Source organism: Bradyrhizobium sp. 149, from assembly GCF_023073915.1.
In the GTDB taxonomy this organism is placed as follows: Bacteria; Pseudomonadota; Alphaproteobacteria; order Rhizobiales; family Xanthobacteraceae; genus Bradyrhizobium.
In genome coordinates, this window is the sequence record NZ_JADPKK010000022.1 from 1859694 (window position 1) to 1883678 (window position 23985).

Sequence of the window (23985 nt, forward strand, 5' to 3'; positions counted from 1 at the left end):
GGGGGCGTTTTTGTTTGGGGCCTCGTCATTGCAATGACGGAAGGGTGGAGCTTACCGCTCGAACGCCGCCTTCAGCGCGTTGAGGTGCGGCACCAACGGGTTGCCGATCGAGGGATGATCGACCGGCGGGGTGTGGATGGTGGTGTCCAGTCGGCGCACGCGGGTCTGCAGGCTCATCGAGCGATGGATCAGGTCCTGCAACTGCGACGGCAGCTTCTCGATGGTGTCGGTGGAGCCGGGATCGGCGGCGGAGAGCTTGACCTTGGTTTTTTCGCGATTGGCCTGGCCCAGCGTCATCTCGCCTTCCTTCACCGCGCGGTGCAGCAGCAGCCATGAGGCGAGCTGCATCAGGCGGGTGGTCAGGCGCATGCTCTCGGTCGCATAGGTAAGGCTGACGGCGCGATCGAGCGCCTTGGCCTCGGTGCGGCCGGCGCCGTCGAGATAGGCGGCGGTCTCTTCGACCAGGTCCATGCCCTCACGGAACAGGACGCCGAACGCCGCAGAATTGGTGAACCGCTCGCTGAGTTGAACGAGAGCGCCTTCGGCTTGCAAACGTTCCATGGTTAACGCCCCTTACGCAACTGTCTGACTGCCCGGCTTTGGCGCCGGCTTATGATGAACAAATCATTGCGCGGGCCGGACGCCGAGTCCAGTGACAAGCGCGGATATGGTTTCCACGGGTCTTCCCTCCGAATTCAACCGGAGCCAGTCAGTTTTTTGACCCGTTTTCTTCGCGCGAACCGGTACCCACTTCGCTCGAAAACGCTTTCGAAGCAAAAAAAAGAGCCGCCGGAAAACCGGCGGCTTTGAAAGTTGATAACAGGGAGGCGTCAAACAGAGTGGACAGGAGCCACTCGGTGTCCAAACGAGGACAGTTCCAAGTCATAAACTCGAAAGCTTAATGTGGAGTAAACGAGCGATTATTTTGAGGGTTCGTTAGCCATGTCGGTCAGTGGCCGAGTGCGCCCGCGGAACAATCTGCCCGTCATGCCCGGACTTGTCCCGGGCATCTACGTTCTTTCTTTTGGGCGAGAGAACAAGAGCGTGGATGGCCGGGACAAGCCCGGCCATGACGCCGTGGTAGCGATCACGCTCCTCTTCCAATCCTCTACGACTTGAAGATGCTGTTCGCCGCATCGCGCGAGGCGCGCTTTTTCGTGGCGGCTTCTTCCAACCTTGTGATCTCGCCCTTGAGCAGCGCGATGCGCTCGGTCAGTTCCTCCACTGACAAGAGTGAGAGATCCTGTCCGATTTCATGGCTGATCTTCTTGCGCGGACGGTCGTCGTCTTCCATCGCCATCCTTGTTCCTCCTGCGTTCGCGCGGCGAGCCAAGCCGAGGTTGCCAGCCTGCACCGCGCTGGCTAAGCAAAGGCCTCACGCCATCCCGCACCTTTGCTCAAGGACACATCATGGACAAGCTGCCCGCGCAAATGACCGTGGTCGCCATCTCCAAACCCGGCGGACCGGAGGTGCTGGTGCCGGAACAACGGGCGCTGCCGCAGCCGGGTCCCGACGAGATCCTGGTCAAGGTGCAGGCCGCCGGCGTCAACCGGCCCGACGTCGCGCAGCGCTCCGGCGCCTATCCGCCGCCGCCCGGCGCCAGCGACCTGCCCGGCCTCGAGATCGCGGGCGAAGTGGTGGCGGTCGGCCGCAACGCCAGGAAGCACAAGGTCGGCGACATCGTGATGTCGCTCGTCGCCGGCGGCGGTTATGCGCAGTACTGCATCGCCCAGGACGCCCAGGCGATGAGCGTGCCGCCGGCGCTGTCGATCAAGGAAGCCGGCGCATTGCCGGAAACCCTGATGACGGTCTGGCACAATGTGTTCGAGCGCGGCGCGCTGAAGGCCGGTGAGACGCTGCTGATCCATGGCGGCTCTTCCGGCATCGGCACCATGGCGATCCAGCTCGCAAAAGCGTTCGGCGCGAAGGTGATCGTCACCGTGGGATCGCAGGACAAGATCGACGCCTGCCTCAAGCTCGGCGCGGATCGGGCCATCAATTACAAGGACGAAGACTTCGTCGCCGTGGTCAAGGCGGAGACGAACAATGCCGGCGCCCATCTGATCCTCGACATGGTCGCCGGCGACTATGTCGATCGCAACTATGACGCCGCAGCCGTGGACGGCCGCATCGTGCAGATCGCGACCCTCAACGGGCCCAAGGTCAACGTCAACATCGCCAAGGTGATGGTGAAGCGCCTCACCCATACCGGCTCGACGCTGCGCCCCCGTAGTAATGCGGACAAGGCGGCGATGGTGGCCGCCATCGAAGCGAAAGTGATGCCGCTTTTGCGCGAAGGCCGGGTCAAGCCGCTGATCGACAGCACTTTCCCGCTGGAAAAGGCCTCCGATGCGCACCGGCGGATGGAGACCTCGGCACATATTGGCAAAATTGTGTTGGAGGTCTAGGCCAGCGGCCCACAGGACAAGCCGGAAACCCTTTGATTTTCCTTGCTTTCGTGGCATCTATCGCGACGCACCGAACCATCTTGTTCCGTTCGGAAAACGCCGTGCACCGATAGAGGCTGCACCGAAGAGTTTGCGTCGAACGCGGAGAACTGACCTTGCGTCTGATCAGGTGCCTCGCGCCCATAGCGCTGGGCCTCATGATTCTCGTCTGCGCGTTCCCGGCGCGCGCGCTGGACGCTGTCAGCGTCCGCGGTGACGCGCCCGCGATCGACCTCACCGGCGTGCTCGAGCATCAGCGCAGCGACGCCGACCGTATCCAGGTCTCCACCGCGCCCGGCACTGACGGCATCGTCCGCCGCATCGAGGTGCGCGCCCGCGAAGGTGGCCAGAACTGGGTGGTGTTCGCGCTCGCCAACAACACCGACGACCAGCTCGACCGTCTGATCGTCGCCCCGCATTATCGCATCGTCTCCTCGGGGCTGCTCTGGCCCGACCTCGGGCTGTCGCGCATCGCGACCATCACGCCCTCGACCGGCGACCGGCCGGAGCGGCAGGAGAGCCCCACCGCCGACGTCTTCCGCATCACCCTCGACCCTGGCGCCGTCATCACCTTCGTCGCGGAGCTGCGCACCGACAAGCTGCCGCAGCTCTATCTGTGGGAGCCGGAAGCCTACAAGGACAAGGTCAACTCGTTCACGCTGTACCAGGGCATCGTGATCGGCATCTCAGGGCTCCTCGCTCTCGTTCTCACCATTCTGTTCGTGGTCAAGGGCAGCATCATGTTCCCGGCCGCCGCGGCGCTGGCCTGGGCGGTGCTGGTCTATATCGGCGTCGATTTCGGCTTCTGGGGCAAGGTGCTCGACATGTCGAACAACGCCGAGCGCATCTGGCGCGCGGCGGGTGAGGCGATCCTGGCGGCGACGCTGCTGGTGTTCCTGTTCGCCTATCTCAATCTCAGTCGATGGCACGTGCGCTATTCCCACATCACGGTGGGCTGGCTCGCGTTCCTGGGCTCGCTGGTGGCGCTCGCCCTGTTCGACCCCGCCGTAGCCTCCGGCATCGCACGCATCTCGCTGGTGCTGATCGCCTTCGCCGGGTTCGCGCTGATCGTCTATCTCTCCACCCACGGCTTCGACCGCGCGGTGCTGCTGATCCCGACCTGGTTCCTGCTGGTGGTCTGGGTGATCGCGGCCGGCATGACGGTCGCGGGCTCCGTCACCAACGACATCGTCGGCCCTGCGCTGCTCGGCGGCCTCGTGCTGATCGTGATGCTGATCGGCTTCACGGTGATGCAGCATGCGTTCGCGGGCGGCGGCGCCACCACCGGCGTCGTCTCCGACATCGAGCGCCGCGCGCTGGCGCTGGCCGGATCCGGCGATTTGATCTGGGACTGGGACGTTTCCGCCGACAAGGTCTTCACCAGCCCCGAGACCGAAGCCCTGCTCGGCCTCAAGCGCGGCACGCTGGAAGGTCCGGCCGCCTCGTGGCTGGAGGTGCTGCACCCGCTCGACCAGGATCGTTTCCGCGCCGCGCTCGACAGCGTGCTCGACCAGCGCCGCGGCCGCCTGGTGCAGGATTTCCGCCTGCGCACGCCGGACGGTCACTTCATGTGGTTCGCGCTGAAGGCGCGCCCCGTCGTCGGCTCCGACGGCGAGGTCTCGCGCGTGGTCGGCACCCTCACCGACGTCACTGAGCTCCGCAACGCCGAGGAGCGCTTGCTGCACGATTCCGTGCATGACAACCTCACCGGCCTGCCCAACCGCAAACTGTTCATGGACCGGCTCGGCGCCGTCGCGCATTTCGCCAAGACCATGCCGACACTGCGGCCGACGCTGATGGTGATCGACCTCGACCGCTTCAAGCAGGTCAACGATTCCGTCGGCATCGCGGTCGGGGATTCCATCCTGCTGACGCTGGCCCGCCGGCTCACCCGCATCCTGAAGCCGCAGGATACGCTGGCGCGGCTCGCCGGCGATCAGTTCGGCCTGATCCTGCTCTCGGAGCAGGACCCCGCCCGCATCACCGCCTTCGCCGAGACCATCCGCAAGACCATCCGCGCGCCGATCGCCTTCAATGAACGCGAGATTTTTCTCACGGCCTCGATCGGCCTGGCGCTCTCTGATCCGCAGACACAGCTCACCGACGAGATCATCAAGGACGCCGAGCTGGCGATGTACCACTCCAAGCGCATCGGCGGCGACCGCATCGACGTCTACAAGTCCGCGATGCGCGCGCGGAAAACCGACCGGCTGACGCTCGAGAGCGAACTGCGCCGCGCCATCGAGCGGCAGGAGCTCACGATCCTGTACCAGCCGATCGTGCGGCTGGAAGACCGTTCGGTCGCCGGCTTCGAGGCGCTGGTGCGCTGGGACCATCCCAAGCTCGGACGCATGGCGCCGTCGGAATTCATCACCATTGCCGAAGAGACCGGCCTGATCATCGACCTCGGCATGTTCGTGCTCGACCAGACTGCCAAGCAGCTCTCGATCTGGCAGCGTGCAATGCGCTCGCGCGAGCCGATCTTCGCATCCGTCAACGTCTCCTCGCGGCAATTGCTGCGCCACGATTTGATCCACGACATCCGCACCGTGCTGTCGCGCTCCTCGGTCGCGCGCGGCACGCTGAAGCTGGAATTGACGGAATCGCTGGTGATGGAGAATCCGGAGCACGCGGCGCAGATGCTGACGCGCATCCGCGAGCTCGGCACCGGACTGTCGCTCGACGATTTCGGCACCGGCCATTCCTCGCTGGCCTATCTGCAGCGCTTCCCGTTCGACACCATCAAGATCGACCAGTCCTTCGTGCGCACCGGCAATCGCGGCACCCGTCCGGTGATCCTGAAGTCGATCATCGCGCTCGCGCACGACCTCGGCATGGACGTTGTCGCCGAAGGCGCCGAGACCGATTCCGACGCGGTCGAGCTCTACCAGATGGGCTGCGAATACGCGCAGGGCTTTGCCTTCGGCGAACCCATGGACGCCGATGCCGCGATGCGCCTGCTCACGGAAGTGCGTCTGGAAGCAGCGAGCTGACTTTCCTTCGCCTCACCCCGGCCTGCGCCTGTCGCCCTTCCGCTTCGTGAACCGCACGCTCTGGCCGTCCGGCATCCGCGTCGCCACAAAGCCCGCGGCGAGGCAGGCTTCGCGCTGCGGCATCTGGATGTCCGGGCTGCGCAGAGTGTCCCACCATGAGGCACGATTTGCCGCGCGCGGCAGGGCCGCGCCGATGATCTCCTCGATCTGTTCGTAGGTCAGCACGAATTCCGCCTGCTTCTGCCGCATCAGATAATCGCGCAACGCGTCGTAATCGTTCACCGCTGTCCTCTTCGCTGGTCGAAGGCCCGCTTTGCCCAAAAACGTGCGCCGCCGAAACCGATTTTTAACTCATTCCGGCAGCGCCGTCCCGGCTTAAACACTACTCAAGCTTTCGGGCGCATTGACTCGTGTCGGGAGCAAACGATGTTGTCTGGACCGCGCGAAGTCATGGCCCGTAGGCCATGGCGGCTTTCGGCGAAGCTGCTGATCATCTCGTCCGTGGTGACGGTGATCGGCTTTTCCGCCATTTGCGTCAACGTCATGCTGGACATGCGCCACGGCGAGGAGGCGCTCGCCCGCCAGACGCTGGAAAACCTCGCAACGACCATCGAATCCGACGTCAGCCGCAACATCGAGATTTACGATTTAGCCCTCAAGGCCGTGGCCAGCAACATGCTGCTGCCGGAGATCGCCACGGTCTCCAAGCCGATCCGTCACCTCATCCTGTTCGATCATGCGACCACGGCGAGGCATTTCGGCGCCATCCAGGTGTTCGATGCCGAGGGCCGGCTGACTATCGACGCCTCCACGCTGGATCCCATGCCGGCGAACCGGAGTGAGGAGGAGTACTTCAAGAATCATCGCGACAATCCCGGCGCCGGGCTCTTCATCAGCCGTCCCATGCTGTTCCGCGGCGCCTATTCGATCGTGCTGAGCCGGCGCATCAGCGACACCGACGGCGGTTTCCTCGGCGTCGTCGCCGGCTCGATCCGCTTCAGCTATTTCCACGAATTGTTCGAGCGGCTGAACCTCGATGCCGACGACACCATCACCGTGCTCAGGCGCGACCGCACCATCATGATGCGGCGGCCGTTCGACCTCGAGGTAATCGGCACGAACCTGAGCGATCGGCGGACCTGGAACGCCGACAATCTCCGGGTCGGCGCCTCCTATGCGGGCCAGGGCCCGATCGATCCGACGCCCCGCCTCTACGTCCGCAGCACCGGCTCCGGACCGCTATTCGTGGTGGCAGGCAAGCCATTGAACGCCGTGTTCGAGCTCTGGCAGAGGGAAGCCTACCGCATCGGCGCCGTGGTCCTGGCGCTCAACCTGTTCATGCTGGCCTCGACGCTGGTGCTCGCGCGCGAGATCGGCCGGCGTGCCGAGGCCGAGCGCAAGCTCGAGGAGATGGCGACGACGGACGCGCTCACCGGCCTGAAGAACCGCCGCAAGTTCGACCAAATGATCGACGTCGAATGGCGCCGCGCGATGCGGCAGAAGACCCCGATCGCGCTGCTGATGATCGATGCCGATCACTTCAAGGCTTACAACGACACGTTCGGCCATCAGGCCGGCGACCAGGTGCTGGTCGGCATCGCCATCTGCATTTCCGATTCGGTGAGCCGCGCCGGCGACTGCGCCGCGCGCTATGGCGGCGAGGAATTCGCCGTGCTGCTGCCGGGCACCTCGGTCACCGACGCCTTCAAGGTTGCCGAGAAGATCCGCACCAAGGTGCAGGGCTGGTCCGACGACCAGACGAGTTCGACCGTCTCCTGCGGCATCGCGAGCCTCGTTCCTACCACGGGCATGGACTGGCCGCTCCTGGTCGCCGCCGCCGACAAGGCGCTCTACGCCGCAAAAGCCGGCGGCCGCAACCAGTCGGTGGTCGCGAGCTTGCCGACGCTTTCGCTGGCGGCGTGAGGCCCGCTGCCTGTCGCCATCATTGCGAGGAGCTCTTGCGACGAACAATCCAGAGTCTTTCCGCGGGAAGCGTTCTGGATTGCTTCGCTTCGCTCGCAATGACGCGTGGAAGCAGCTGACGGCTACTGCCCCAGATACTTCTTCATCTCCGCGATCAGCCCGTCGCGCAGCTCGGGGCGCTGCAGGCCGTAGGCGATGTTGGCGCGGAGGAAGCCGGGCTTGGAGCCGCAATCATGGCGCTCGCCCTCGAACTCGACGCCGTAGAACCTTTGCGATTTGGCGAGGCCGATCATGGCGTCGGTGAGCTGGATCTCGCCGCCGGCGCCGCGCTCCTGGGTCTCCAGGATCTTGAAGATCTCCGGCTGCAGGATATAGCGACCGGTGATCGAGAGATTGGAAGGCGCGGTGCCCTTGGCCGGCTTCTCGACCATGCCGTCGACCTCGAACATCTTGCCGGTGCGTTTGCCGACGCCGCAGATGCCGTATTGATGGGTGAGATGGTCGGGCACCGCCTCGACCGCGATGATGTTGGATTTCTCGCCGAGCTTGCTGGCAGTCTCGATCATCTGCTTCAGGCAGCCGGGCGAATTGAGCACGAGCTCGTCGGGCAGCACGACCGCGAACGGCTCGTTGCCGACGATGTCGCGCGCGCACCAGACCGCGTGGCCGAGGCCGAGCGGCGCCTGCTGACGGGTGAAGCTGACGGCGCCGGCCTCCGGCTGGTTCTGCGCCAGAATCTCCTGCTCGGCCTTCTTGCCGCGCGCAGCTAGCGTCGCATCGAGCTCGAACATCTTGTCGAAGTGATCTTCGATGACATTCTTGTTGCGGCCGGTGACGAAGATGAAATGCTCGATGCCGGCCTCCCGCGCCTCGTCATAGACGTACTGGATCAACGGCTTGTCGACGATGGTCAGCATTTCCTTCGGCATCGCCTTGGTGGCGGGCAGGACGCGGGTGCCGAGGCCGGCGACGGGGAATACGGCTTTGCGAATTTTCATGGGATGGGTCGAATACCTGAGGAAGGGAGCAATGGCATCTTGCTAGCTTGTTTGCAGCCGCTAACAAAGGCGGATGTGGGGCCTCGCCCTCGCGAAGTTAAGAAAAAGGCCGTCACCAAAACTTCACCTTTGTTAAGCTAGTGGCAACCGTAACCGGGCCTTCTGAAGGCAAATTTTCAGGCCGACGGGTGAACTGATGCAATCGATGGCAGGGCTGGCAAAACGTGCTGGATTTGTGACCAGCGGGACGATGATTGCGGCCGCGTTGCTGCTGCCGGCGTGCGCGCAGGCGCAGGCGCAGAATGGCCTCTCCAATCTGTTTGGCGGTATTTTCTCCGGCCCGAACCCGGCGCCCCCGCAAGCCGCGCCCGGCCCCGGCGGCGTTCAAACGGGAGCTCAACCTTGGAGCGGCGAGGACGGTGCCTCCGGCCATCCGCTGATGACGGCGGCCGCAATCCGCGAGGCCGCCGGCAACTTCAGCAATTGCGTCGCAGCCATGTGGCCCGATGCCGCACGGCGCAACATCACGCAGGACAATTTCCAGCGCTTCACGGCTGGGCTCACGCCCGATCTGCGCATCATGGACCTGATGGACTCGCAGCCGGAGTTCACCAAGTCGATCTGGGATTATCTCGACATCCTCGTGAACGACAACCGCCTCGCCAAGGGCCGCGAGGTCCTGGCCAAATACAAGGCGCAGTTCGACGCTACCGAAAAAGCCACCGGTGTCGATCGCTACATCATCGCCTCGATCTGGGGCATCGAGTCCAACTACTCGACGCAGATGGGCGACCGCAACGTGCTGCAATCGACCGCGACGCTCGCCTGCATCGGCCGCCGCCAGGCCTATTTCAAGGACGAGTTCCTCTCGGCGCTGGAGATCCTCAACCGCGGCGACCTCAAGCCCGAACAGTTGCGCGGCTCGTGGGCCGGCGCCTTCGGCCCGACCCAGTTCATGCCGACCGCGTTCAAGCGCTTTGCCGTGGACGGCGACGGTGATGGCCGGCGTGACGTCGTCGACAATCCCGCCGACCTGATTGCGTCGACTGCCAACAATCTGAAGAAGGACGGCTGGCAGGCCGGCCAGACCTGGGGCTACGAGGTCGTGGTGCCCCAGGGCTTCAACTACATGCTGGCCGACCGCGCCAAGGCGATGACGATGGCGCAATGGGAGAGGCTCGGGCTCAAGCGCCCCGCCAACCAGCCCTTCCCGCATCCGGCCGAGAAGGCCTATCTGCTGGCGCCGGCCGGCGCGCAGGGGCCGGGCTTCCTGATGCTGCAGAACTTCCGCGTCATCATGAAGTACAACCCGGCCGAGGCCTATGCGCTGGCGATCGGCCATTTCGCCGATCGCCTGCGCGGCGGCCAGCCGTTCGTGCAGCCCTGGCCGCGGCAGGAACGGGAGCTGTCCCGCACGGAGCGGCTGGAACTGCAGCAGCTGCTGGCCCAGCGCGGATTCTACAAGGGCACCCCCGACGGCCAGTTCGGCGGTCAGACCCGGGAGGCCTTGCGCAACTTCCAGGCCTCGATCGGGGTCCCCGCGGACGGATTCGCCTCCTCCGACGCGTTGGAACGGCTACGCGGGCGGTAAAATCGCGCCGAAAGTAACCCTGAACAGGGATTTTGGCAGGCAGCCTTGACGGGGGCGGCGGTTCCCCGTGTATGGGCCAAGAATCTCAAGAGAGTCTGATAAGAGAATCTGCCCGGTTGGCGCCCGATTCCGCTATTATATCGAGCCTGTCCGATCCCCATTGCGCGTGCCCGAGATCGCATGTCGAAGAAGTCCCTGTTCAAGGCGCTGACCGAGACCGGCCCGTTGATCGCGCTGGGGACGGCGCTTGCGATTCTGGTCACGGTCGCAGGACCCGCCTCGGCGCAGTTCTTCAACTTCCCCGGCTTCGGCGGCCCGCCGCAGCGTTCGGCCCCGCCACCACCACGAGGCGGCGACCGTGGCGGATGGTTCGGGGGCGACTTTTTCGCGCCGTTCCAGCAGCAACAGCAGCAGGCGCCGCGCCAGGATTTTTCGCGCGCACCGGCGCCGGCCAAACGTGACACCATCCCCGACAGGAACGTGCTGGTGATCGGCGACGGCATGGCCGACTGGCTCGCCTATGGTCTCGAAGACGCCTACACGGAGCAGCCCGACATGGGCGTGATCCGCAAGCACAAGACCACGTCCGGCCTGATCAAGTACCAGCCCAAGGGTGAGCCCTCGGATTGGGCGGCTGCTGCAAAGGGCATCCTCGAGACCGAGAAGCCCGACGTGATCGTGGTGATGCTCGGCCTCAACGATCGCACCGCGATCCGCGAGGCGGCAGCACCCGACAAATCGGACAAGGCGACGGACAAGGACAAGAAGAACGACAAGGGCGCGCGCGCCAAGCCGCAAGGAAAACCAGGAGAAGCAAAGCCGGGCGACGCCAAGCCCGGCGACACCGCCGCAAAACCGGACGACAAGCCGGCCGATGCCGACCTGCCCCAGGACGATGCCGACAACGCCGACACGCCGCAGGTCGCCGCTCCGGAGAAAACCGCGCGCAACCCGAACGGCCTCTACGAATTCCGCGACGAGCGCTGGGTCGAACTCTACGGCAAGAAGATCGAGGAGCTGGCCAACGTCCTCAAGAGCAAGGGCGTGCCGGTGCTCTGGGTCGGCCTGCCCGCCATCCGCGGTCCCAAGGGCACCGCGGACATGCTGTTCCTGGATTCGCTCTATCGCGAAGGCGCGGCCAAGGCCGGCATCACCTATGTCGACGTCTGGGACGGCTTTGTCGACGAGGCCGGCCGCTTCCTCCAGAAGGGCCCGGACTTCGAAGGCCAGATCCGTCAGCTCCGCAGCTATGACGGCGTCTATTTCACCAAGCCCGGCGCGCGCAAGCTCGCCCACTATGTCGAGCGCGAGATCACGCGCCTGCTCGCCGGGCGCTCCGGCCCGATCGCGCTGCCGAGCGAACCGGCGACCCCCGACACCAGTGCCGAACCCGGCAAGCCCGCGCCGCGGCCGCTGGCCGGCCCGATCGTGCCGCTGGTTGCGGCCTCGATCTCGACCGATCAATTGCTGGGTGGGCCGGGCTCACGTCCTGCCGCCGTCGATGCGCTCGCTGCGAAGACGATGGTGAAGGGCGAGCCACTGGCCGCGCCCGCCGGCCGCGCCGACGATTATGCCTGGCCGCGCCGCGAAGTCGGCCGCGAGCAGGCCAAGGGCGATACGCCGATGGCCGCGACGACGCCCGACGGCAGTGTTGCTCCGGGTTCACCCGGCGCCGCCGCAGCGATCGCGCCACAAAAGCTCGCGCCCAAGAAGCCACCGGTGCAGCAGCAGCCGGCGCAGGCTGCGCCGTCCTTGCGTGATTTCTTCGGCTTCGGCGGCTCTCCGCAGCCAGCACCGCGTCAATTGGCGCCGGCACCCGGCCCGCGCAATCCAGCTCAAAACCCCGCGATCCCGCGGCCGCCGGGCAGCGTGGGGCGATCGGCGGAAGTGGCGCGGTAATTTACTGAGCTAAGGTCTCGTGTTCCGGACGCGGCGAAATGCGCCGCAGAGGGATCCAGTCTTGGACCCAGCTCTTGCTGGGGTCCCTAAAAAAAGCCCCGGCTCGGCAGCGCGGCGTATCACGTCGCGCTGCGTCCGGGGCACGATCAATGAAGCGTTGGCTCAGCCGTAATAGCGCCAGCGCGGCGGCGGACGGCGCGAAGGCCGCGACATCAGCAGCGCGAGCGCGAAGCCGATACCGCCGGCGACCAGCAGCGCGCCGAGCGGGTTGTCCTGCACCTTCTGGGCAATCGCCTGCGTGCCATCGCGGAACGTCTCGCCGCTGTTGTCGTAGGCGTCCTTGGCGTAGCCGGCCGCCGTCTCGCCGGCGTCACGGACGGCATCCTTGGCCTGGCCGTAGAGATTCTGCACGGTGCCGGCGGCTTCGCGTGCCTTGCCGGACGCCTGGGTCTGCGCATCGCTGGCCATATCTCCGACAGCGCCTTCCGCGCGTCCGGCGAATTCCTTGGCCGATCCGACAATCCGATCCTTATCCATGATGCTCCTCCTCGGGGGTCAGCCCAAGTAACCGATCAGGAGCGGCGCAGTTCCATCCGACTTGAAATTGGGCTCAGAGAATAAGCCCGCCGTCGACGACCAGTGTCTGGCCGATGATGTAGGACGACAGCGGCGATGCGAAAAACAGCGCCGCGCCCGCCATGTCAGCGGGCGTGCCCAATCGCCGCAGCGGAATGCGTGAAAGTGCGCCTTCGAGCCGCTTGGGATTGTCGGTCGTCACCTTGGTCATCTTGGTGTCGACGAGACCGGGCGCGATGCCGTTGACGCGGATACCATCCTCGGCCCAGGCCTCGCCCAGCGTGCGCGTCAATCCGACCGCGCCGGTCTTCGACGCGTTGTAAGCAGGATTGCCCATGGTGGAATGATAGGCCGCGGTCGAGGACACCATGATCAGCGCCCCCTGCGCGTCCCGCAACATGGAATGAAAGCGCGTGGCGCAGGCCATCAGGCTCATCAGATTGACTTCGACCACCTTGCGAAAGCCGGCCATCTCGAACTCGCCGCGGCGATAGAGCACCGCGCCCTGCGCGAGCACCAGGATGTCGAGCCGATCGAAGGATGGCTTGAAGGCTTCGACCGCCGCGGCATTGGCGACGTCGAGCTGCGCGTAGGTGAGACCGGCGAGATCCGAGCCTTCCTCTTGCGAATATTCCTTGGCGTGAGCACGTGTGCCGCAGACCGCAACAGCTGCGCCCCTGACGCGAAAGGCTTGCGCAATACCGTTGCCGATGCCGCTGGATCCGCCGACGACCAGCACTTGCTTGCCTGAGAAATCGAGCTCGTTCGCCATCGCGGCCTCCCGTTTGTTTTGCTTGTTTGACCTGTCTGCGGATCGATGCCAGCCTTGTCAATCTCACAACAAGAAACAAAAAGCCTCGAGGAAACACCATGTCCGAGTTCAAACAGCTCAGCCGGTCCGTGAAGGGCCTGACGGTTCTCGTCACCGGCGCGGCCAGCGGCATGGGCCGCGCGACGGCGTGCGTGTTCGCGGCCGAGGGCGCCAACGTTGCCGTCACCGATTATGACGAGCAGGGCGCGCAAGCGGTCACGAAAGAGATTGCCGCAAGCAATGGTTCGGCAAAAGCCTGGAAGCTCGACGTCGCCGACGGCGGCGAGATCAAGCGCGTGGTCGGCGATGTCGCCGCGCATTTCGGCGGGCTCGACATCATCGTCAACAATGCCGGCATCTCCGTGCGCGTCGCGATCGACGACGAGGCCTATGAGGACGCCTGGGCCCAGGGCCTTGCGGTGATGCTGACGGCGCATCCGCGCATCATCCGCGCCGCGCTGCCTCACTTGCGAAAGTCGAAGAGCCCGCGCATCGTCAACATCGCCTCGACCGAGGCGCTCGGCGCCACCGCATTGCACAGCCCCTATTCGGCGGCGAAGGGCGGCGTCGCCAGCCTCACCCGCTCGCTCGCGGTGGAGCTCGGCCGCGAAGGCATCACCGTCAACTGCATCTGCCCGGGGCCGATCCGCACTGGAATCACCGACCGGATATCGGAAGAGCAGAAGACGATCTACGCCAAGCGCCGCACTGCACTCGGCCGCTACGGCGTTCCCGAGGAGGTCGCGCACATGACGTTGAGCCTGTGCCTGCCGGCAGCGTCCTTCCTCACCGGCGCAGTCATCCCCGTCGACGGCGGCCTGATGGCGCGCAACGCGTGAGAGCCATAACGCTTAAGAGACATGCGCGCCAAGCGTTGACTTCGCCTGTTACGGGAGTAACTTTTTCCTCGACAGGGCGGGACCAACCGCTCGCAGCTCGCGGGAGAAAACGTCATGACGATCGCCATCCGTCAGCTTCATAAACATTTTGTCGGCGAAGTTTCGGGTCTCGACCTGCGGCAACCTCTCACGCAAGGCCAGGCGCGCGAGATCGAGGCCGCCATGGACAAATATGCCGTGCTGGTCTTCCACGACCAGGACATCAACGACGAACAGCAGATGACTTTTGCACTGAATTTCGGTGAGCGCGAGGACGCGCGCGGCGGCACTGTGACGAAGGAAAAGGACTACCGGCTCCAATCGGGCCTGAACGACGTCTCCAATCTCGGCAAGGACGGCAAGCCGCTGGCGAAAGACAGCCGCGCGCACCTGTTCAATCTGGGCAACTGCCTGTGGCATTCCGACAGCTCGTTCCGCCCCATCCCGGCGAAATTCTCGCTGTTGTCGGCGCGTGTGCTCAACCCGAAGGGTGGCAACACCGAATTCGCCGACATGCGCGCGGCCTATGACGCTCTCGACGACGAGACCAAGGCGGAGATCGAGGACCTCGTCTGCGAGCACTCGCTGATGTATTCGCGGGGATCGCTCGGCTTCACCGAATACACCGAGGACGAGAAGCAGATGTTCAAGCCGGTGCTGCAACGTCTCGTGCGCACTCATCCCGTCCATCGCCGCAAGTCGCTCTATCTCTCATCGCATGCCGGGAAGATCGTCGGCATGAGCGTCCCCGAGGGCCGGCTGCTGCTGCGCGATCTCAACGAGCACGCGACGCAAAGCGAGTTCGTCTACGTCCACAAATGGAAGCTGCATGACCTCGTGATGTGGGACAACCGCCAGACCATGCACCGCGTCCGCCGCTACGACCAGTCGCAGCCCCGCGACATGCGCCGCGCAACGGTGGCGGGCACGGAGCCCACGGTGCAGCAGCAGGCGGCGGAGTAGGGATTGGGGAGGCCGTAGGGTGGGCAAAGGCGCACTTGCGCCGTGCCCACCATTCTCGCAACGTGAACAGAAGTGGTGGGCACGCTTCGCTTTGCCCACCCTACGAAGCTGACGGAAACGAACTCAGGCGTGCCCCGCCTCGTTCGACAGCATGCCGGGATCGATGCCGATCTTGCGCAGCGCGCGTCCGTATTTCTCGTCGACGTCATCGCCGAAGATCAATTCCGAATCCGCATCGCAATGCAGCCAGCCATTGCTCTGGATTTCCGTCTCGAGCTGGCCCGGCGCCCAGCCGGCATAGCCGAGCGCCAGGATGGCGTGCTTGGGGCCGGAGCCACTGGCGATCGCGCGCAGGATGTCGACCGTCGCCGTGAGGCAGACGCCCTCGTCGATCCGGAGCGTCGCATTCTCGATGTAGAAATCGCTGGAATGCAGCACGAAGCCGCGGCCGGTATCGACCGGACCGCCGCGCAGCACCTTCATGCTTTCGGCATTCTCAGGCAGCTTGATGTGCTCGCCCTTGTTGATGATGCCGAGCTGCTGCAACAGCTCGGGGAAGTCGATGCTGCCGGCCGGGTGGTTGACGATGATGCCCATGGCGCCTTCGGCGGAGTGGGCGCAGAGATAGATCACAGAGCGCTCGAAGCGCTCATCGCCCATCACCGGCATGGCGATCAACAGCTGGCCGTCGAGGTAACCCGTCGAGCTCGGGAGCGCGGAAGCTGGCTTGCGGGTACTCTCGCCCGTCCTCTTGCCTGTGGGAGCCATCGTGAAGCACTCCGGTTTCAATTCCTATCCTGATGTCGGGCCGGGCCGCTGTCAAATCAAGGGTTGCAGGGACTCGATACAAGTGCATCCATCACAAGCAATTCAATGGTTTGCCGCCGGGCGACCCTGTAAAGACGTACCATGCTGACAAGAGTTCCCCGGCGTGCGGCGGTTGGCGTCGCGACAACCCTGCTTGCGTCGTGGCTGGCCCTTGCAGCGCGTGCCGACGACGCATCGCCCTGGCAGCGCGACGGACATTCCGCGGTGCGGTTGCTCGCGGGATCGCGCAGCGGCGCCGTCCTGCTCGGCGGTATCGCCTTCCAGATCCAGCCCGGCTGGAAAACCTATTGGCGCATGCCAGGCGATTCCGGCGTTCCGCCGCGCTTCGATTTCTCGAAATCCGACAATGTCGAAGCCGTGACGGTGATGTGGCCCGCGCCGCTGAAGTTCGACGACGGCGCAGGCGGCCATTCGATCGGCTATCACGACCAGGTCGTGCTGCCCTTGCGCATTATCGCCAAGGCGGCCGACAAGCCGGTGACGCTGCGCGCCGAGATCAATTATGCGGTGTGCGAAAAACTTTGCATTCCCGTCGAGGCCCACGCCGAGCTTGGCTTCAACAGCGTTGCCTCGACCGAGGATGCCAATCTGCGCGCCGCGCTCGACACCGTGCCCAAGCCTGCCACGATCGGCGATCCCAACCCGCTCACTATCCGCGATGTCAAGCGTGACGGGCCCAAGAATGTGGTGGTCGACGTCGTGGTGCCGGATGCGCGCAACGTCAATCTGTTCGTGGAAGGCCCGACGCCCGATTGGGCGTTGCCGATCCCGGCGCCGGTCGAGCCCAGCCCACCGGGCGTGAAGCGATTTTCTTTCGAACTCGACGGACTGCCGCCGGGCGCCAAGCCAGAGGGCGCAGCGCTGAAGTTCACGCTGGTCGGACCGGAGAAATCGTACGAGTTCAATACCAATTTGGAGTGACTGGTCGTCCTGGTGAAAGCCAGGACGACATCCTTGATCCAACCAAATCTTAACGAATGGTTGCTATTCCCGAAGGCTACTGCAGCGAGGCTGCCGCGGCATGTGCGTGCGCCCTGGGGATGCTTCGAATTGGCCGTGATGGATGCAGACCCCGCAACGACCGGACCTGCCGGCCTCATCACGCGGCTGCGCGAAAAATTGACGGGCGGGCCGAGCGAAGCATCGCTGACGCGGCGGCTGGCCGGCACCATCTTCGTCATTCGCGTGATCAGCGCCGGCCTTGCATATTTCTCGCAGGTCCTGCTCGCGCGCTGGATGGGCACGTCGGACTACGGAGTCTATGTCTATGTCTGGACCTGGGTGCTGCTGCTCGGCAGCATGATGGATTTTGGCATCTCGGCCTCCGCGCAAAAGATCATTCCGGAGTACCGCACCCGCGGCGAGCATGCGCTGCTGCGCGGCTTTCTCTCCGGCAGCCGCTGGCTGACCTTTGCCGTTTCCGCACTGGTGTCGCTCGGCCTCGCCGGCATCGTCAAATTGCTGTCGCCCTGGATCGATCCGGCCGAGGTGCTACCGCTCTACATCGGCTGCATGACGTTGCCCGCTTTCGTCGTCGCCAACACCCAGGACGGCATCGCGCGCTCGCATGACTGGATGCAGCTCGGCCTAATGCCGCAATTCATCATCCGCCAGGCGCTGATCATCGGCATCACGGCCTGCGCCTTCCTGCTCGGCTATCATCTCGGCGCGATCGCCGCGATGGTCGCGAGCGCCGGCGCAGTGTGGATCGCGATGACGGGACAGATGGTCGTGCTGAACCGCAAGCTCGCCGATCACATCGAGCCGGGCCCCAAGGCCTACGACATCGGCGGCTGGCTCGCCGTCTCGCTGCCGATCCTGCTGGTCGAGAGCTTTTACCTTCTGCTGTCCTACACCGACGTGCTGGTGCTGCAGCAGTTTCGTCCCTCCGACGAGGTCGGCGTCTATTTCGCGGTGGTGAAGACGCTGGCGCTGGTCTCGTTCATTCACTACGCGATGTCGGCAACGACAGCGCATCGCTTCGCCGAATACAACGCAAGCGGCGACAAGGCGCGGCTGTCGGCTTACGTCGCGCACGCCATCAGCTGGACGTTCTGGCCGTCGCTAGGGGCGACGATCGTGCTGCTCGCGCTCGGCAAGCCGCTGCTCTGGCTGTTCGGGCCGCAATTCACGGTCGGCTACGACATCATGTTCGTCGCCGCGATCGGGCTCGTGGTCCGCGCCGCGATCGGTCCGGTCGAACGCCTGCTCAACATGCTCGGCCAGCAGAAGATCTGCGCGCTGGCCTATGCGCTGGCCTTTGTGATGAACCTGGTGCTCTGCATCGCGCTGGTGCCACGCTTCGGCGGCCACGGCGCCGCGGCCGCGACCTCGATCTCGCTCTGCTTCGAGACGGTGCTGCTGTTCTGGATCGTGCGACAGCGGCTGGGATTGCACGTGCTGGCGTTCGGGAAATAGGCGCTTCCCGCCTGCCCTGGCATGGGTGCCCTCGGGGAACGGCGGCTTCGAAGCGCGCCCGGCAACGAAGCGAAATACCTACCTATCGCCCGGCATGCAGCACGATTTTTCTTATTGCTCCCAGACGGTTGCGCTCCAGGGAAAGAATATTCTACGCAGTATTGCCCAACTGACGAGATAAACCTAAGATTCCCTGGACATGATTGATCCACTCTACGTCGCCTCCGGTTTCGGCGTCGGCCTGCTCGTCGGGATGACCGGCGTCGGCGGCGGCTCGCTGATGACGCCGCTGCTGATCCTGCTGTTCGGCATTCATCCATCGACCGCGGTCGGCACCGACCTGCTCTATGCCGCCGCCACCAAGGCCGGCGGCAGCGTGGTGCATGGCTGGTCGCGCAGCGTGCATTGGCCGGCGGTGCTGCGGCTCGCCTGCGGCAGCCTTCCCGCGAGCGCGCTGACGCTGCTCGTGCTGTGGGAGCTCGACCTCAAGAGCGATTCCGAGCGCAGCCTGGTCAATCTGGTGTTGTGCTTCGCGCTGCTGCTGACCGCGACCTCGCTGATCTTCCGCAAGGCGATCATGGAGCGTTATCGTCGGCGCCTGGAGCAGGTCGATGACCGCACCACGGCGATCGCGACGGTCGTCACCGGAATCGTGCTCGGAGTGCTGGTCTCGATTTCATCGGTCGGCGCCGGCGCGGTCGGCGTCACCGTTCTGCTGCTGCTCTATCCGCGCCTGCCGATGGCGACCATCGTCGGCTCCGACATCGCCCATGCGGTCCCGCTGACGCTGATCGCCGGAATGGGGCACTGGGCGCTTGGCGACGTGGATTGGGCGCTAATGGGCGTGCTGCTGATGGGTTCGCTGCCCGGCATCATCGTCGGCAGCTTCAGCGCGACGCGCGTGCCCGAGACGGTGCTGCGCCTGACGCTTGCCAGCGTGCTGTTCGTGGTCGCCGGCAAGATCATGTTCGCGGAGCTGAACCTGTCCTCGGCATTCGTGACGGCTCTGGCCTGGACACACTGAACGAAAATGGCGGAGCTCGGCTCCGCCATTCGCCAACCGTCGCGGATTACTCCGCGGTCCAGCCGCCGTCGATCGACAGGTTGGTGCCGGTGATCTGCGCTGCATCGTCGCCGCACAGGAACAGCGCGAGTGCTGCGACCTGCTCGGAGGTGACGAACTCCTTGGTCGGCTGCGCGTCGAGCAGCACGTCGTTGATGACCTGCTCGCGCGTGAGGTTGCGGGCCTTCATGGTGTCGGGGATCTGTTTCTCCACCAGCGGCGTCCAGACATAGCCGGGGCTGATGCAGTTGCAGGTGATCTTGTGGGTCGCGACCTCCAGCGCCACGGTCTTGGTCAGGCCGGCGATGCCGTGCTTGGCCGACACATAGGCCGACTTGAAGGGCGAGGCGACCAGCGAGTGGGCGGAAGCGGTGTTGATGATGCGGCCCCAGCCCTTCTTCTTCATGCCGGGGACGGCGGCGCGAATGGCATGGAAGGCCGAGGACAGGTTGATCGCGATGATCTGGTCCCATTTCTCCGGCGGGAATTCCTCGATCGGCGAGACGAACTGGATGCCGGCATTATTGACGAGGATGTCGACCGAACCAAAACTCTTCTCACCGAGCGCGATCATCCCGGCGATCTCGGCCGGCTTGGTCATGTCGGCAGGCGAATAGACCGCCTTCACGCCGAAATCGGACTCGATCTTGGCGCGCTCTTTCTCGATGTCCTCCGGCGAGCCGAAGCCGTTGATGACGACATTGGCGCCAGCGGCGGCGAAGGCGCGCGCGTAAGCAAGCCCGATGCCGCTGGTCGACCCGGTCACGACGGCATTCTTGCCTGAGAGACTACCCATATTCATTCGCTCCTTTTTGGCGGGGGCGCGGTGACGTCCCCCGTGAGATCGTAGGTCACCATGGTCTCGCCGGATTGCGGCCGCTCGAGCCAGTCCTTATGGCGCATCGACAGGTGAACGTCCTGCACGCCGGCTTCCCAATGCTCGACCATAGCGACATGCGAGAAATCGTAATCCTTGGACGAGGATTCGTAGTTCTTGCTGCGATAGATCAGGTGCACCACGGTGACGGTGCTTTCGCACGCCGCCTTGTTGAGAATCTCGACCGACGGATCGTTCTTCAGGTAATCCGGCAGCTTCCCGATCAGGTCTCGCAGAGCCTTGCGCGCGTTGTGCACCTGCTTGTTCTTGTCGGTGTTCATCCGCGTGCGGCTGGAGAAGCGGATGTCCTTCTCGCGCTCGGTGGCCTCGAGCAGCGAGGTCGGCAGGTCGCCGCGGGCGCTGAACAGGTCAACCTGGAAAATCAGCAGGTCGCGATCGGTCTCCGTATCGAGCACATAGTCGAGCGGCGTGTTGGAGGCGATGCCGCCGTCCCAGTAATGCTCGCCCTCGATCACGACGGACGGAAATCCGGGCGGCAGCGCGCCGGAGGCCATGATGTGCTCGGGGCCGATTTTCTTGCCGAGCTTCTTGAACTCGTAATTGTCGAAATATTTGAAGTTGCCCGAGGTGACGCCGACCGCACCGACCGACAGCCGCGTCTTCAAATCGTTGATGCGATCGAAATCGACCAGACGCTCCAGCGTCTTCTTCAGCGGCGCGGTGTCGTAGTAGCTTTCGGCCTGAGGGCTGCCGGGCGGCCACAGCGGCGCGGGCGGCATGCGAGGCGTGAAGAATCCGGGCACGCCGAAGGTCGCGATCAGGGCGGCGCTGGTCGAATTGAACAGCTCGCGGCTGTGATCGCTCTTGCCGATCGGCTTCCACGGCACCGGCGCGGAGACCATCTCCCAGAATTCCTTGAGCCGCTTGACCCGGGTGTGCCCCTCGTTGCCGGCGATGATGGCGGCGTTGATCGCGCCGATCGAGATGCCGGCGACCCATTCGGGCTCGAAGCCAAATCCGCACAGGGCCTGATGGGCTCCGGCCTGATAGGAGCCGAGCGCGCCGCCGCCCTGCAGGACCAGGACACGTTGCGCATTTGCGGGGACGCTGGCGGATTCCGGACTGGTCTGATGGGTCATGCGGGAACAATAGCAGATGGCGAGCGACCGTGGCGACAGTCTGCCGCGGCGTCAATGCAGCCGCGGATCAAGTCTGGCTTATCGAGGGTCGGTCGAGGCCAGGATCATGGTCCAGAACACCTTGTATTTGGTGCCCGGAGCATAGCCCGCCGCGATGCCTAATTTTGTGACACCGCTCTTGAGCATGTTGGCGCGGTGCGGAGGCGAGTCGCGCCAGCCTGAAAACGCTTCCGCCAGGGTATGATAGCCGGCCGAGACGTTCTCGACCGCAACATTCGCCGGATAGCCGCCGGCGGCCAGGCGCTTGGCCAGTGGCGCGCGGACGTCATGGTCCATCTTGTTGGCCGCCGCCATGGCCTGCGACTGGGATTCGGCGAGCCGCATCAGATCGGGGTCGATCACGACGGTGCCGAGCCCGTTGTTCTGGCGGTATTGCGAGATCATGATCGCTGCCGCCTGCGCATCGACCTGCGCGCCCGGCACAGCCATATCGGCATACATCGAGGGCTGCTGGACCGGTGCTTCGTTGCCGGCGCAGCCGGCGAGCAGCAAAGTGATGAGTATTGCGGCCGCGGCGCGCATGAACAGAAGCCCCCAAATCAGGGGCCGTTGTTGCATACCAACCGTGGCTGAAAGGTGAATATTGAGGAAAAATTGACCCGTCGCGCCGGCTCACACGCCGGCAAATATCCGATAGCGGCGGGGCTCCAGGCCGATCGTGTCGCCGGCGCGCAGTTCCCTGTCGCGGGGAGCATCGATCTCGATGGTCTCGCCGCCAGATAGTGCCACCTCGGCCCGCTGCACCGGACCGAAATTCCGGACATGCTGCACGGCGCCCTCGAAGGCACCGCTGCCGGGCGGCCCAACCAGCATGTCGTGTCGCCGGACGAACAGTCTTGACGCGCCAGGAGCAAGCCCGTCTGCTGCGAGCCGAAGCGGCCGGTCGCCGAGCCTGATGACGCCGGCTTCGATCTGGACGGGCAGCTCAATGGATTCGCCGATGAAGCCGTGGACGAAGGCGGTCGCCGGAGTTTCATAGACGTCGTCGGGCGAGCCGATCTGCTCGATCCTGCCCTTGTCCATCACCACGACGCGGTTGGCGACTTCGAGCGCCTCCTCCTGATCATGAGTGACGAAGATCGAGGTGACGTTGATCTCGTGATGCAGCGAGCGCAGCCATCGGCGCAGCTCCTTGCGCACTTTGGCATCGAGCGCGCCGAAAGGCTCGTCGAGCAGCAGGATGCGCGGCTCGATCGCGAGCGCGCGGGCGAGCGCAATACGCTGGCGCTGGCCGCCGGAGAGCTGGCTCGGATAGCGGTCGGCGAGCCAGTCGAGCTGCACCAGATCGAGCAGCTCCTTGACGCGCGCACGGATGGTGGCTTCGTCCTTGCGGATGGCGCGCGGCTGCACGCGCAGGCCGAAGGCGACGTTCTCGAATACCGTCATGTGGCGGAACAGCGCGTAGTGCTGGAATACGAAGCCGACGTGCCGTTCGCGCGCGCCCTGCGCCAGCGCGTCCTCGCCGTTGAAGGTGACCTCGCCGGAATCAGGCCAGTCGAGGCCGGCGATGATCCGCAGCAGCGTCGTCTTGCCGGAGCCAGAGGGACCGAGCAGCGCGAGCAGCTCGCCATTGTCGACCTTGAGATCGACGCCGTCGAGGGCTTTGAAGCTGCCGAACTTCTTGACGAGATTCCTGACTTCAATGGTCACTTGCGTCGTGTCCTTCGTCGAGATGATTTTCGAGAACGGTCTTGGCGATCAGCGTGATCAGCGCAAGCATCGCGAGCAGCGAGGCGATCGCGAACGCCGCAACGAACTGGTATTCATTGTAGAGAATCTCGACCAGAAGCGGCATGGTATTGGTCTCGCCGCGGATATGGCCGGAGACGACGGAGACTGCGCCGAACTCGCCCATCGCGCGCGCGTTGCAGAGCAGGACGCCGTAGAGCACGCCCCATTTGATGTTAGGCAGCGTGACGCGGAAGAAGGTCTGCAGGCCCGAGGCGCCGAGCGAGATCGCGGCTTCCTCCTCCTGCGTGCCTTGCTCCTGCATCAGCGGGATCAGCGCACGCGCCACGAAGGGGAAGGTCACGAAGGTAGTCGCAAGCGCGATGCCGGGCACCGCGAACAGGATCTGGATGTCGTGATCCCTAAGCCAGCCGCCGAAATAGCCCTGCGCGCCGAACAGCAGCACGAAGACGAGGCCCGAGATCACCGGGCTGACCGAGAACGGCAAATCGATCAGCGTGATCAGGAAGGTCTTGCCCGGGAATTCGAACTTGGCGATGGCCCAGGCCGCGACGAGACCGAACACGAGGTTGAGGCCGACCGAGATCGCCGCCACCACCAGTGTCAGCCTGATCGCGGACAGCGCCTCCGGATCGGCCAGCGCGGCGAGATAAGCGAGGATACCCTTCGAGAAGGCCTGCGCGAACACCACCACCAGCGGCAGCACAACGAAGACGCCGAGAAAGATCATCGCCAGCGCGATGATGACGATGCGGACCGCACGTGGTTCGGTGCGAAGGTTGTTCCGCGCGGCCGCCGCATGCGCGCGTGCCTTGGCGTCGGGAGCCGAGAGTGAGACGGAATCTGCGATCTGCATCGTCATGGTCCGTC

At 64.6% G+C, this 23985-nt stretch carries 22 protein-coding genes; 10 read left to right on the forward strand and 12 right to left on the reverse strand.

Going from position 1 to position 23985, the window contains the following annotated elements; all coding sequences use genetic code 11:
- Nucleotides 1-51: 51 nt before the first annotated feature.
- Entirely contained in the window at nt 52-561 is a 510-nt protein-coding gene (locus IVA88_RS26620) for a DUF1465 family protein (protein WP_106941886.1), read from the reverse strand.
- 547 nt (nt 562-1108) lie between these two features.
- A complete protein-coding gene (locus IVA88_RS26625) occupies nt 1109-1300 on the reverse strand; it encodes a DUF1192 domain-containing protein (protein WP_247500110.1) in 192 nt (63 codons plus the stop codon).
- Nucleotides 1301-1410: 110 nt separating this feature from the next.
- Between IVA88_RS26625 and IVA88_RS26630 the strand changes: the two genes are divergently transcribed.
- Both IVA88_RS26630 and IVA88_RS26635 read left to right on the forward strand, forming a co-directional pair.
- Nucleotides 1411-2409, forward strand: coding sequence for an NAD(P)H-quinone oxidoreductase (locus IVA88_RS26630; protein WP_247500111.1), 999 nt, complete (start codon nt 1411-1413; stop codon nt 2407-2409).
- 155 nt (nt 2410-2564) lie between these two features.
- The gene (locus tag IVA88_RS26635) at nt 2565-5441 is read left to right on the forward strand and encodes an EAL domain-containing protein (RefSeq protein WP_247500112.1); all 2877 of its coding nucleotides are present in this window, start codon (nt 2565-2567) and stop codon (nt 5439-5441) included.
- A gap of 12 nt (nt 5442-5453) precedes the next feature.
- Here IVA88_RS26635 and IVA88_RS26640 read toward each other — a convergent pair whose 3' ends face one another.
- Nucleotides 5454-5723 carry a hypothetical protein gene (locus IVA88_RS26640; protein WP_247500113.1) on the reverse strand — a complete coding sequence of 90 codons (270 nt, stop codon included), beginning with the start codon at nt 5721-5723 and terminating at the stop codon, nt 5454-5456.
- 144 nt (nt 5724-5867) lie between these two features.
- Here IVA88_RS26640 and IVA88_RS26645 point away from each other — a divergent pair, with 144 nt between their 5' ends.
- On the forward strand, nt 5868-7364 hold the full coding sequence (locus tag IVA88_RS26645) for a diguanylate cyclase (protein ID WP_247500114.1): 1497 nt from the start codon (nt 5868-5870) through the stop codon (nt 7362-7364).
- A gap of 122 nt (nt 7365-7486) precedes the next feature.
- Here IVA88_RS26645 and galU read toward each other — a convergent pair whose 3' ends face one another.
- Nucleotides 7487-8362 carry a UTP--glucose-1-phosphate uridylyltransferase GalU gene (galU, locus tag IVA88_RS26650; RefSeq protein ID WP_247500115.1) on the reverse strand — a complete coding sequence of 292 codons (876 nt, stop codon included), beginning with the start codon at nt 8360-8362 and terminating at the stop codon, nt 7487-7489.
- A gap of 196 nt (nt 8363-8558) precedes the next feature.
- Between galU and IVA88_RS26655 the strand changes: the two genes are divergently transcribed.
- Both IVA88_RS26655 and IVA88_RS26660 read left to right on the forward strand, forming a co-directional pair.
- Nucleotides 8559-9953: a lytic murein transglycosylase gene (locus IVA88_RS26655; protein ID WP_247500116.1), complete on the forward strand. Its 1395-nt coding sequence runs from the start codon at nt 8559-8561 to the stop codon at nt 9951-9953.
- A gap of 180 nt (nt 9954-10133) precedes the next feature.
- Nucleotides 10134-11852, forward strand: a complete 1719-nt coding sequence (locus IVA88_RS26660) for a DUF459 domain-containing protein (RefSeq protein WP_247500117.1) — start codon at nt 10134-10136, stop codon at nt 11850-11852.
- 162 nt (nt 11853-12014) lie between these two features.
- On the opposite strand, the gene IVA88_RS26665 is transcribed toward IVA88_RS26660, so the two are convergent.
- Both IVA88_RS26665 and IVA88_RS26670 read right to left on the reverse strand, forming a co-directional pair.
- A complete protein-coding gene (locus IVA88_RS26665) occupies nt 12015-12389 on the reverse strand; it encodes a CsbD family protein (protein ID WP_247500118.1) in 375 nt (124 codons plus the stop codon).
- A gap of 73 nt (nt 12390-12462) precedes the next feature.
- Nucleotides 12463-13200 (reverse strand): SDR family oxidoreductase, encoded by a 738-nt coding sequence (locus tag IVA88_RS26670; RefSeq protein WP_247500119.1) that lies wholly within the window; start codon nt 13198-13200, stop codon nt 12463-12465.
- Between the two features lie 98 nt (nt 13201-13298).
- On the opposite strand from IVA88_RS26670, the gene IVA88_RS26675 reads away from it, so the two are divergent.
- Nucleotides 13299-14078, forward strand: a complete 780-nt coding sequence (locus IVA88_RS26675) for an SDR family NAD(P)-dependent oxidoreductase (RefSeq protein WP_247500120.1) — start codon at nt 13299-13301, stop codon at nt 14076-14078.
- Nucleotides 14079-14192: 114 nt separating this feature from the next.
- Complete coding sequence (locus IVA88_RS26680) at nt 14193-15080, forward strand: TauD/TfdA family dioxygenase (protein ID WP_247500121.1); 888 nt, start codon at nt 14193-14195, stop codon at nt 15078-15080.
- 123 nt (nt 15081-15203) lie between these two features.
- Here IVA88_RS26680 and IVA88_RS26685 read toward each other — a convergent pair whose 3' ends face one another.
- A complete protein-coding gene (locus tag IVA88_RS26685; RefSeq protein ID WP_247500122.1) occupies nt 15204-15848 on the reverse strand; it encodes a YqgE/AlgH family protein in 645 nt (214 codons plus the stop codon).
- 141 nt (nt 15849-15989) lie between these two features.
- Here IVA88_RS26685 and IVA88_RS26690 point away from each other — a divergent pair, with 141 nt between their 5' ends.
- From IVA88_RS26690 to IVA88_RS26700, 3 genes are all read left to right on the forward strand, one after another.
- Complete coding sequence (locus tag IVA88_RS26690; RefSeq protein ID WP_247500123.1) at nt 15990-16829, forward strand: protein-disulfide reductase DsbD domain-containing protein; 840 nt, start codon at nt 15990-15992, stop codon at nt 16827-16829.
- Between the two features lie 129 nt (nt 16830-16958).
- Nucleotides 16959-18326, forward strand: coding sequence for a flippase (locus tag IVA88_RS26695; RefSeq protein WP_247500124.1), 1368 nt, complete (start codon nt 16959-16961; stop codon nt 18324-18326).
- A 199-nt stretch (nt 18327-18525) separates the two neighbouring features.
- A complete protein-coding gene (locus IVA88_RS26700; RefSeq protein WP_247500125.1) occupies nt 18526-19350 on the forward strand; it encodes a sulfite exporter TauE/SafE family protein in 825 nt (274 codons plus the stop codon).
- Between the two features lie 46 nt (nt 19351-19396).
- On the opposite strand, the gene IVA88_RS26705 is transcribed toward IVA88_RS26700, so the two are convergent.
- From IVA88_RS26705 to cysW, 5 genes are all read right to left on the reverse strand, one after another.
- Nucleotides 19397-20185: a 3-hydroxybutyrate dehydrogenase gene (locus IVA88_RS26705; protein WP_008137046.1), complete on the reverse strand. Its 789-nt coding sequence runs from the start codon at nt 20183-20185 to the stop codon at nt 19397-19399.
- A gap of 2 nt (nt 20186-20187) precedes the next feature.
- The gene (locus tag IVA88_RS26710) at nt 20188-21366 is read right to left on the reverse strand and encodes a DUF3734 domain-containing protein (RefSeq protein WP_247500126.1); all 1179 of its coding nucleotides are present in this window, start codon (nt 21364-21366) and stop codon (nt 20188-20190) included.
- Between the two features lie 78 nt (nt 21367-21444).
- On the reverse strand, nt 21445-21948 hold the full coding sequence (locus IVA88_RS26715) for a CAP domain-containing protein (RefSeq protein WP_247500127.1): 504 nt from the start codon (nt 21946-21948) through the stop codon (nt 21445-21447).
- Between the two features lie 90 nt (nt 21949-22038).
- Nucleotides 22039-23076, reverse strand: coding sequence for a sulfate ABC transporter ATP-binding protein (locus tag IVA88_RS26720; RefSeq protein ID WP_247500128.1), 1038 nt, complete (start codon nt 23074-23076; stop codon nt 22039-22041).
- Nucleotides 23066-23977, reverse strand: a complete 912-nt coding sequence (gene cysW / locus IVA88_RS26725) for a sulfate ABC transporter permease subunit CysW (protein WP_247500129.1) — start codon at nt 23975-23977, stop codon at nt 23066-23068. The genes IVA88_RS26720 and cysW overlap by 11 nt, the downstream gene beginning before the upstream one ends.
- Nucleotides 23978-23985: the final 8 nt, after the last annotated feature.

Excerpts from the sequence above, each read along its gene's own strand:
- IVA88_RS26620 (WP_106941886.1), bottom strand. The coding sequence starts at position 561 with ATGGAACGTTTGCAAGCCGAAGGCGCTCTCGTTCAACTCAGCGAGCGG.
- IVA88_RS26625 (WP_247500110.1), bottom strand. The coding sequence starts at position 1,300 with ATGGCGATGGAAGACGACGACCGTCCGCGCAAGAAGATCAGCCATGAA.
- IVA88_RS26630 (WP_247500111.1), top strand. The coding sequence starts at position 1,411 with ATGGACAAGCTGCCCGCGCAAATGACCGTGGTCGCCATCTCCAAACCC.
- IVA88_RS26645 (WP_247500114.1), top strand. The coding sequence starts at position 5,868 with ATGTTGTCTGGACCGCGCGAAGTCATGGCCCGTAGGCCATGGCGGCTT.
- galU (WP_247500115.1), bottom strand. The coding sequence starts at position 8,362 with ATGAAAATTCGCAAAGCCGTATTCCCCGTCGCCGGCCTCGGCACCCGC.
- IVA88_RS26655 (WP_247500116.1), top strand. The coding sequence starts at position 8,559 with ATGCAATCGATGGCAGGGCTGGCAAAACGTGCTGGATTTGTGACCAGC.
- IVA88_RS26660 (WP_247500117.1), top strand. The coding sequence starts at position 10,134 with ATGTCGAAGAAGTCCCTGTTCAAGGCGCTGACCGAGACCGGCCCGTTG.
- IVA88_RS26665 (WP_247500118.1), bottom strand. The coding sequence starts at position 12,389 with ATGGATAAGGATCGGATTGTCGGATCGGCCAAGGAATTCGCCGGACGC.
- IVA88_RS26670 (WP_247500119.1), bottom strand. The coding sequence starts at position 13,200 with ATGGCGAACGAGCTCGATTTCTCAGGCAAGCAAGTGCTGGTCGTCGGC.
- IVA88_RS26675 (WP_247500120.1), top strand. The coding sequence starts at position 13,299 with ATGTCCGAGTTCAAACAGCTCAGCCGGTCCGTGAAGGGCCTGACGGTT.
- IVA88_RS26680 (WP_247500121.1), top strand. The coding sequence starts at position 14,193 with ATGACGATCGCCATCCGTCAGCTTCATAAACATTTTGTCGGCGAAGTT.
- IVA88_RS26685 (WP_247500122.1), bottom strand. The coding sequence starts at position 15,848 with ATGGCTCCCACAGGCAAGAGGACGGGCGAGAGTACCCGCAAGCCAGCT.
- IVA88_RS26690 (WP_247500123.1), top strand. The coding sequence starts at position 15,990 with ATGCTGACAAGAGTTCCCCGGCGTGCGGCGGTTGGCGTCGCGACAACC.
- IVA88_RS26700 (WP_247500125.1), top strand. The coding sequence starts at position 18,526 with ATGATTGATCCACTCTACGTCGCCTCCGGTTTCGGCGTCGGCCTGCTC.
- IVA88_RS26705 (WP_008137046.1), bottom strand. The coding sequence starts at position 20,185 with ATGGGTAGTCTCTCAGGCAAGAATGCCGTCGTGACCGGGTCGACCAGC.
- IVA88_RS26710 (WP_247500126.1), bottom strand. The coding sequence starts at position 21,366 with ATGACCCATCAGACCAGTCCGGAATCCGCCAGCGTCCCCGCAAATGCG.
- IVA88_RS26715 (WP_247500127.1), bottom strand. The coding sequence starts at position 21,948 with ATGCGCGCCGCGGCCGCAATACTCATCACTTTGCTGCTCGCCGGCTGC.
- cysW (WP_247500129.1), bottom strand. The coding sequence starts at position 23,977 with ATGACGATGCAGATCGCAGATTCCGTCTCACTCTCGGCTCCCGACGCC.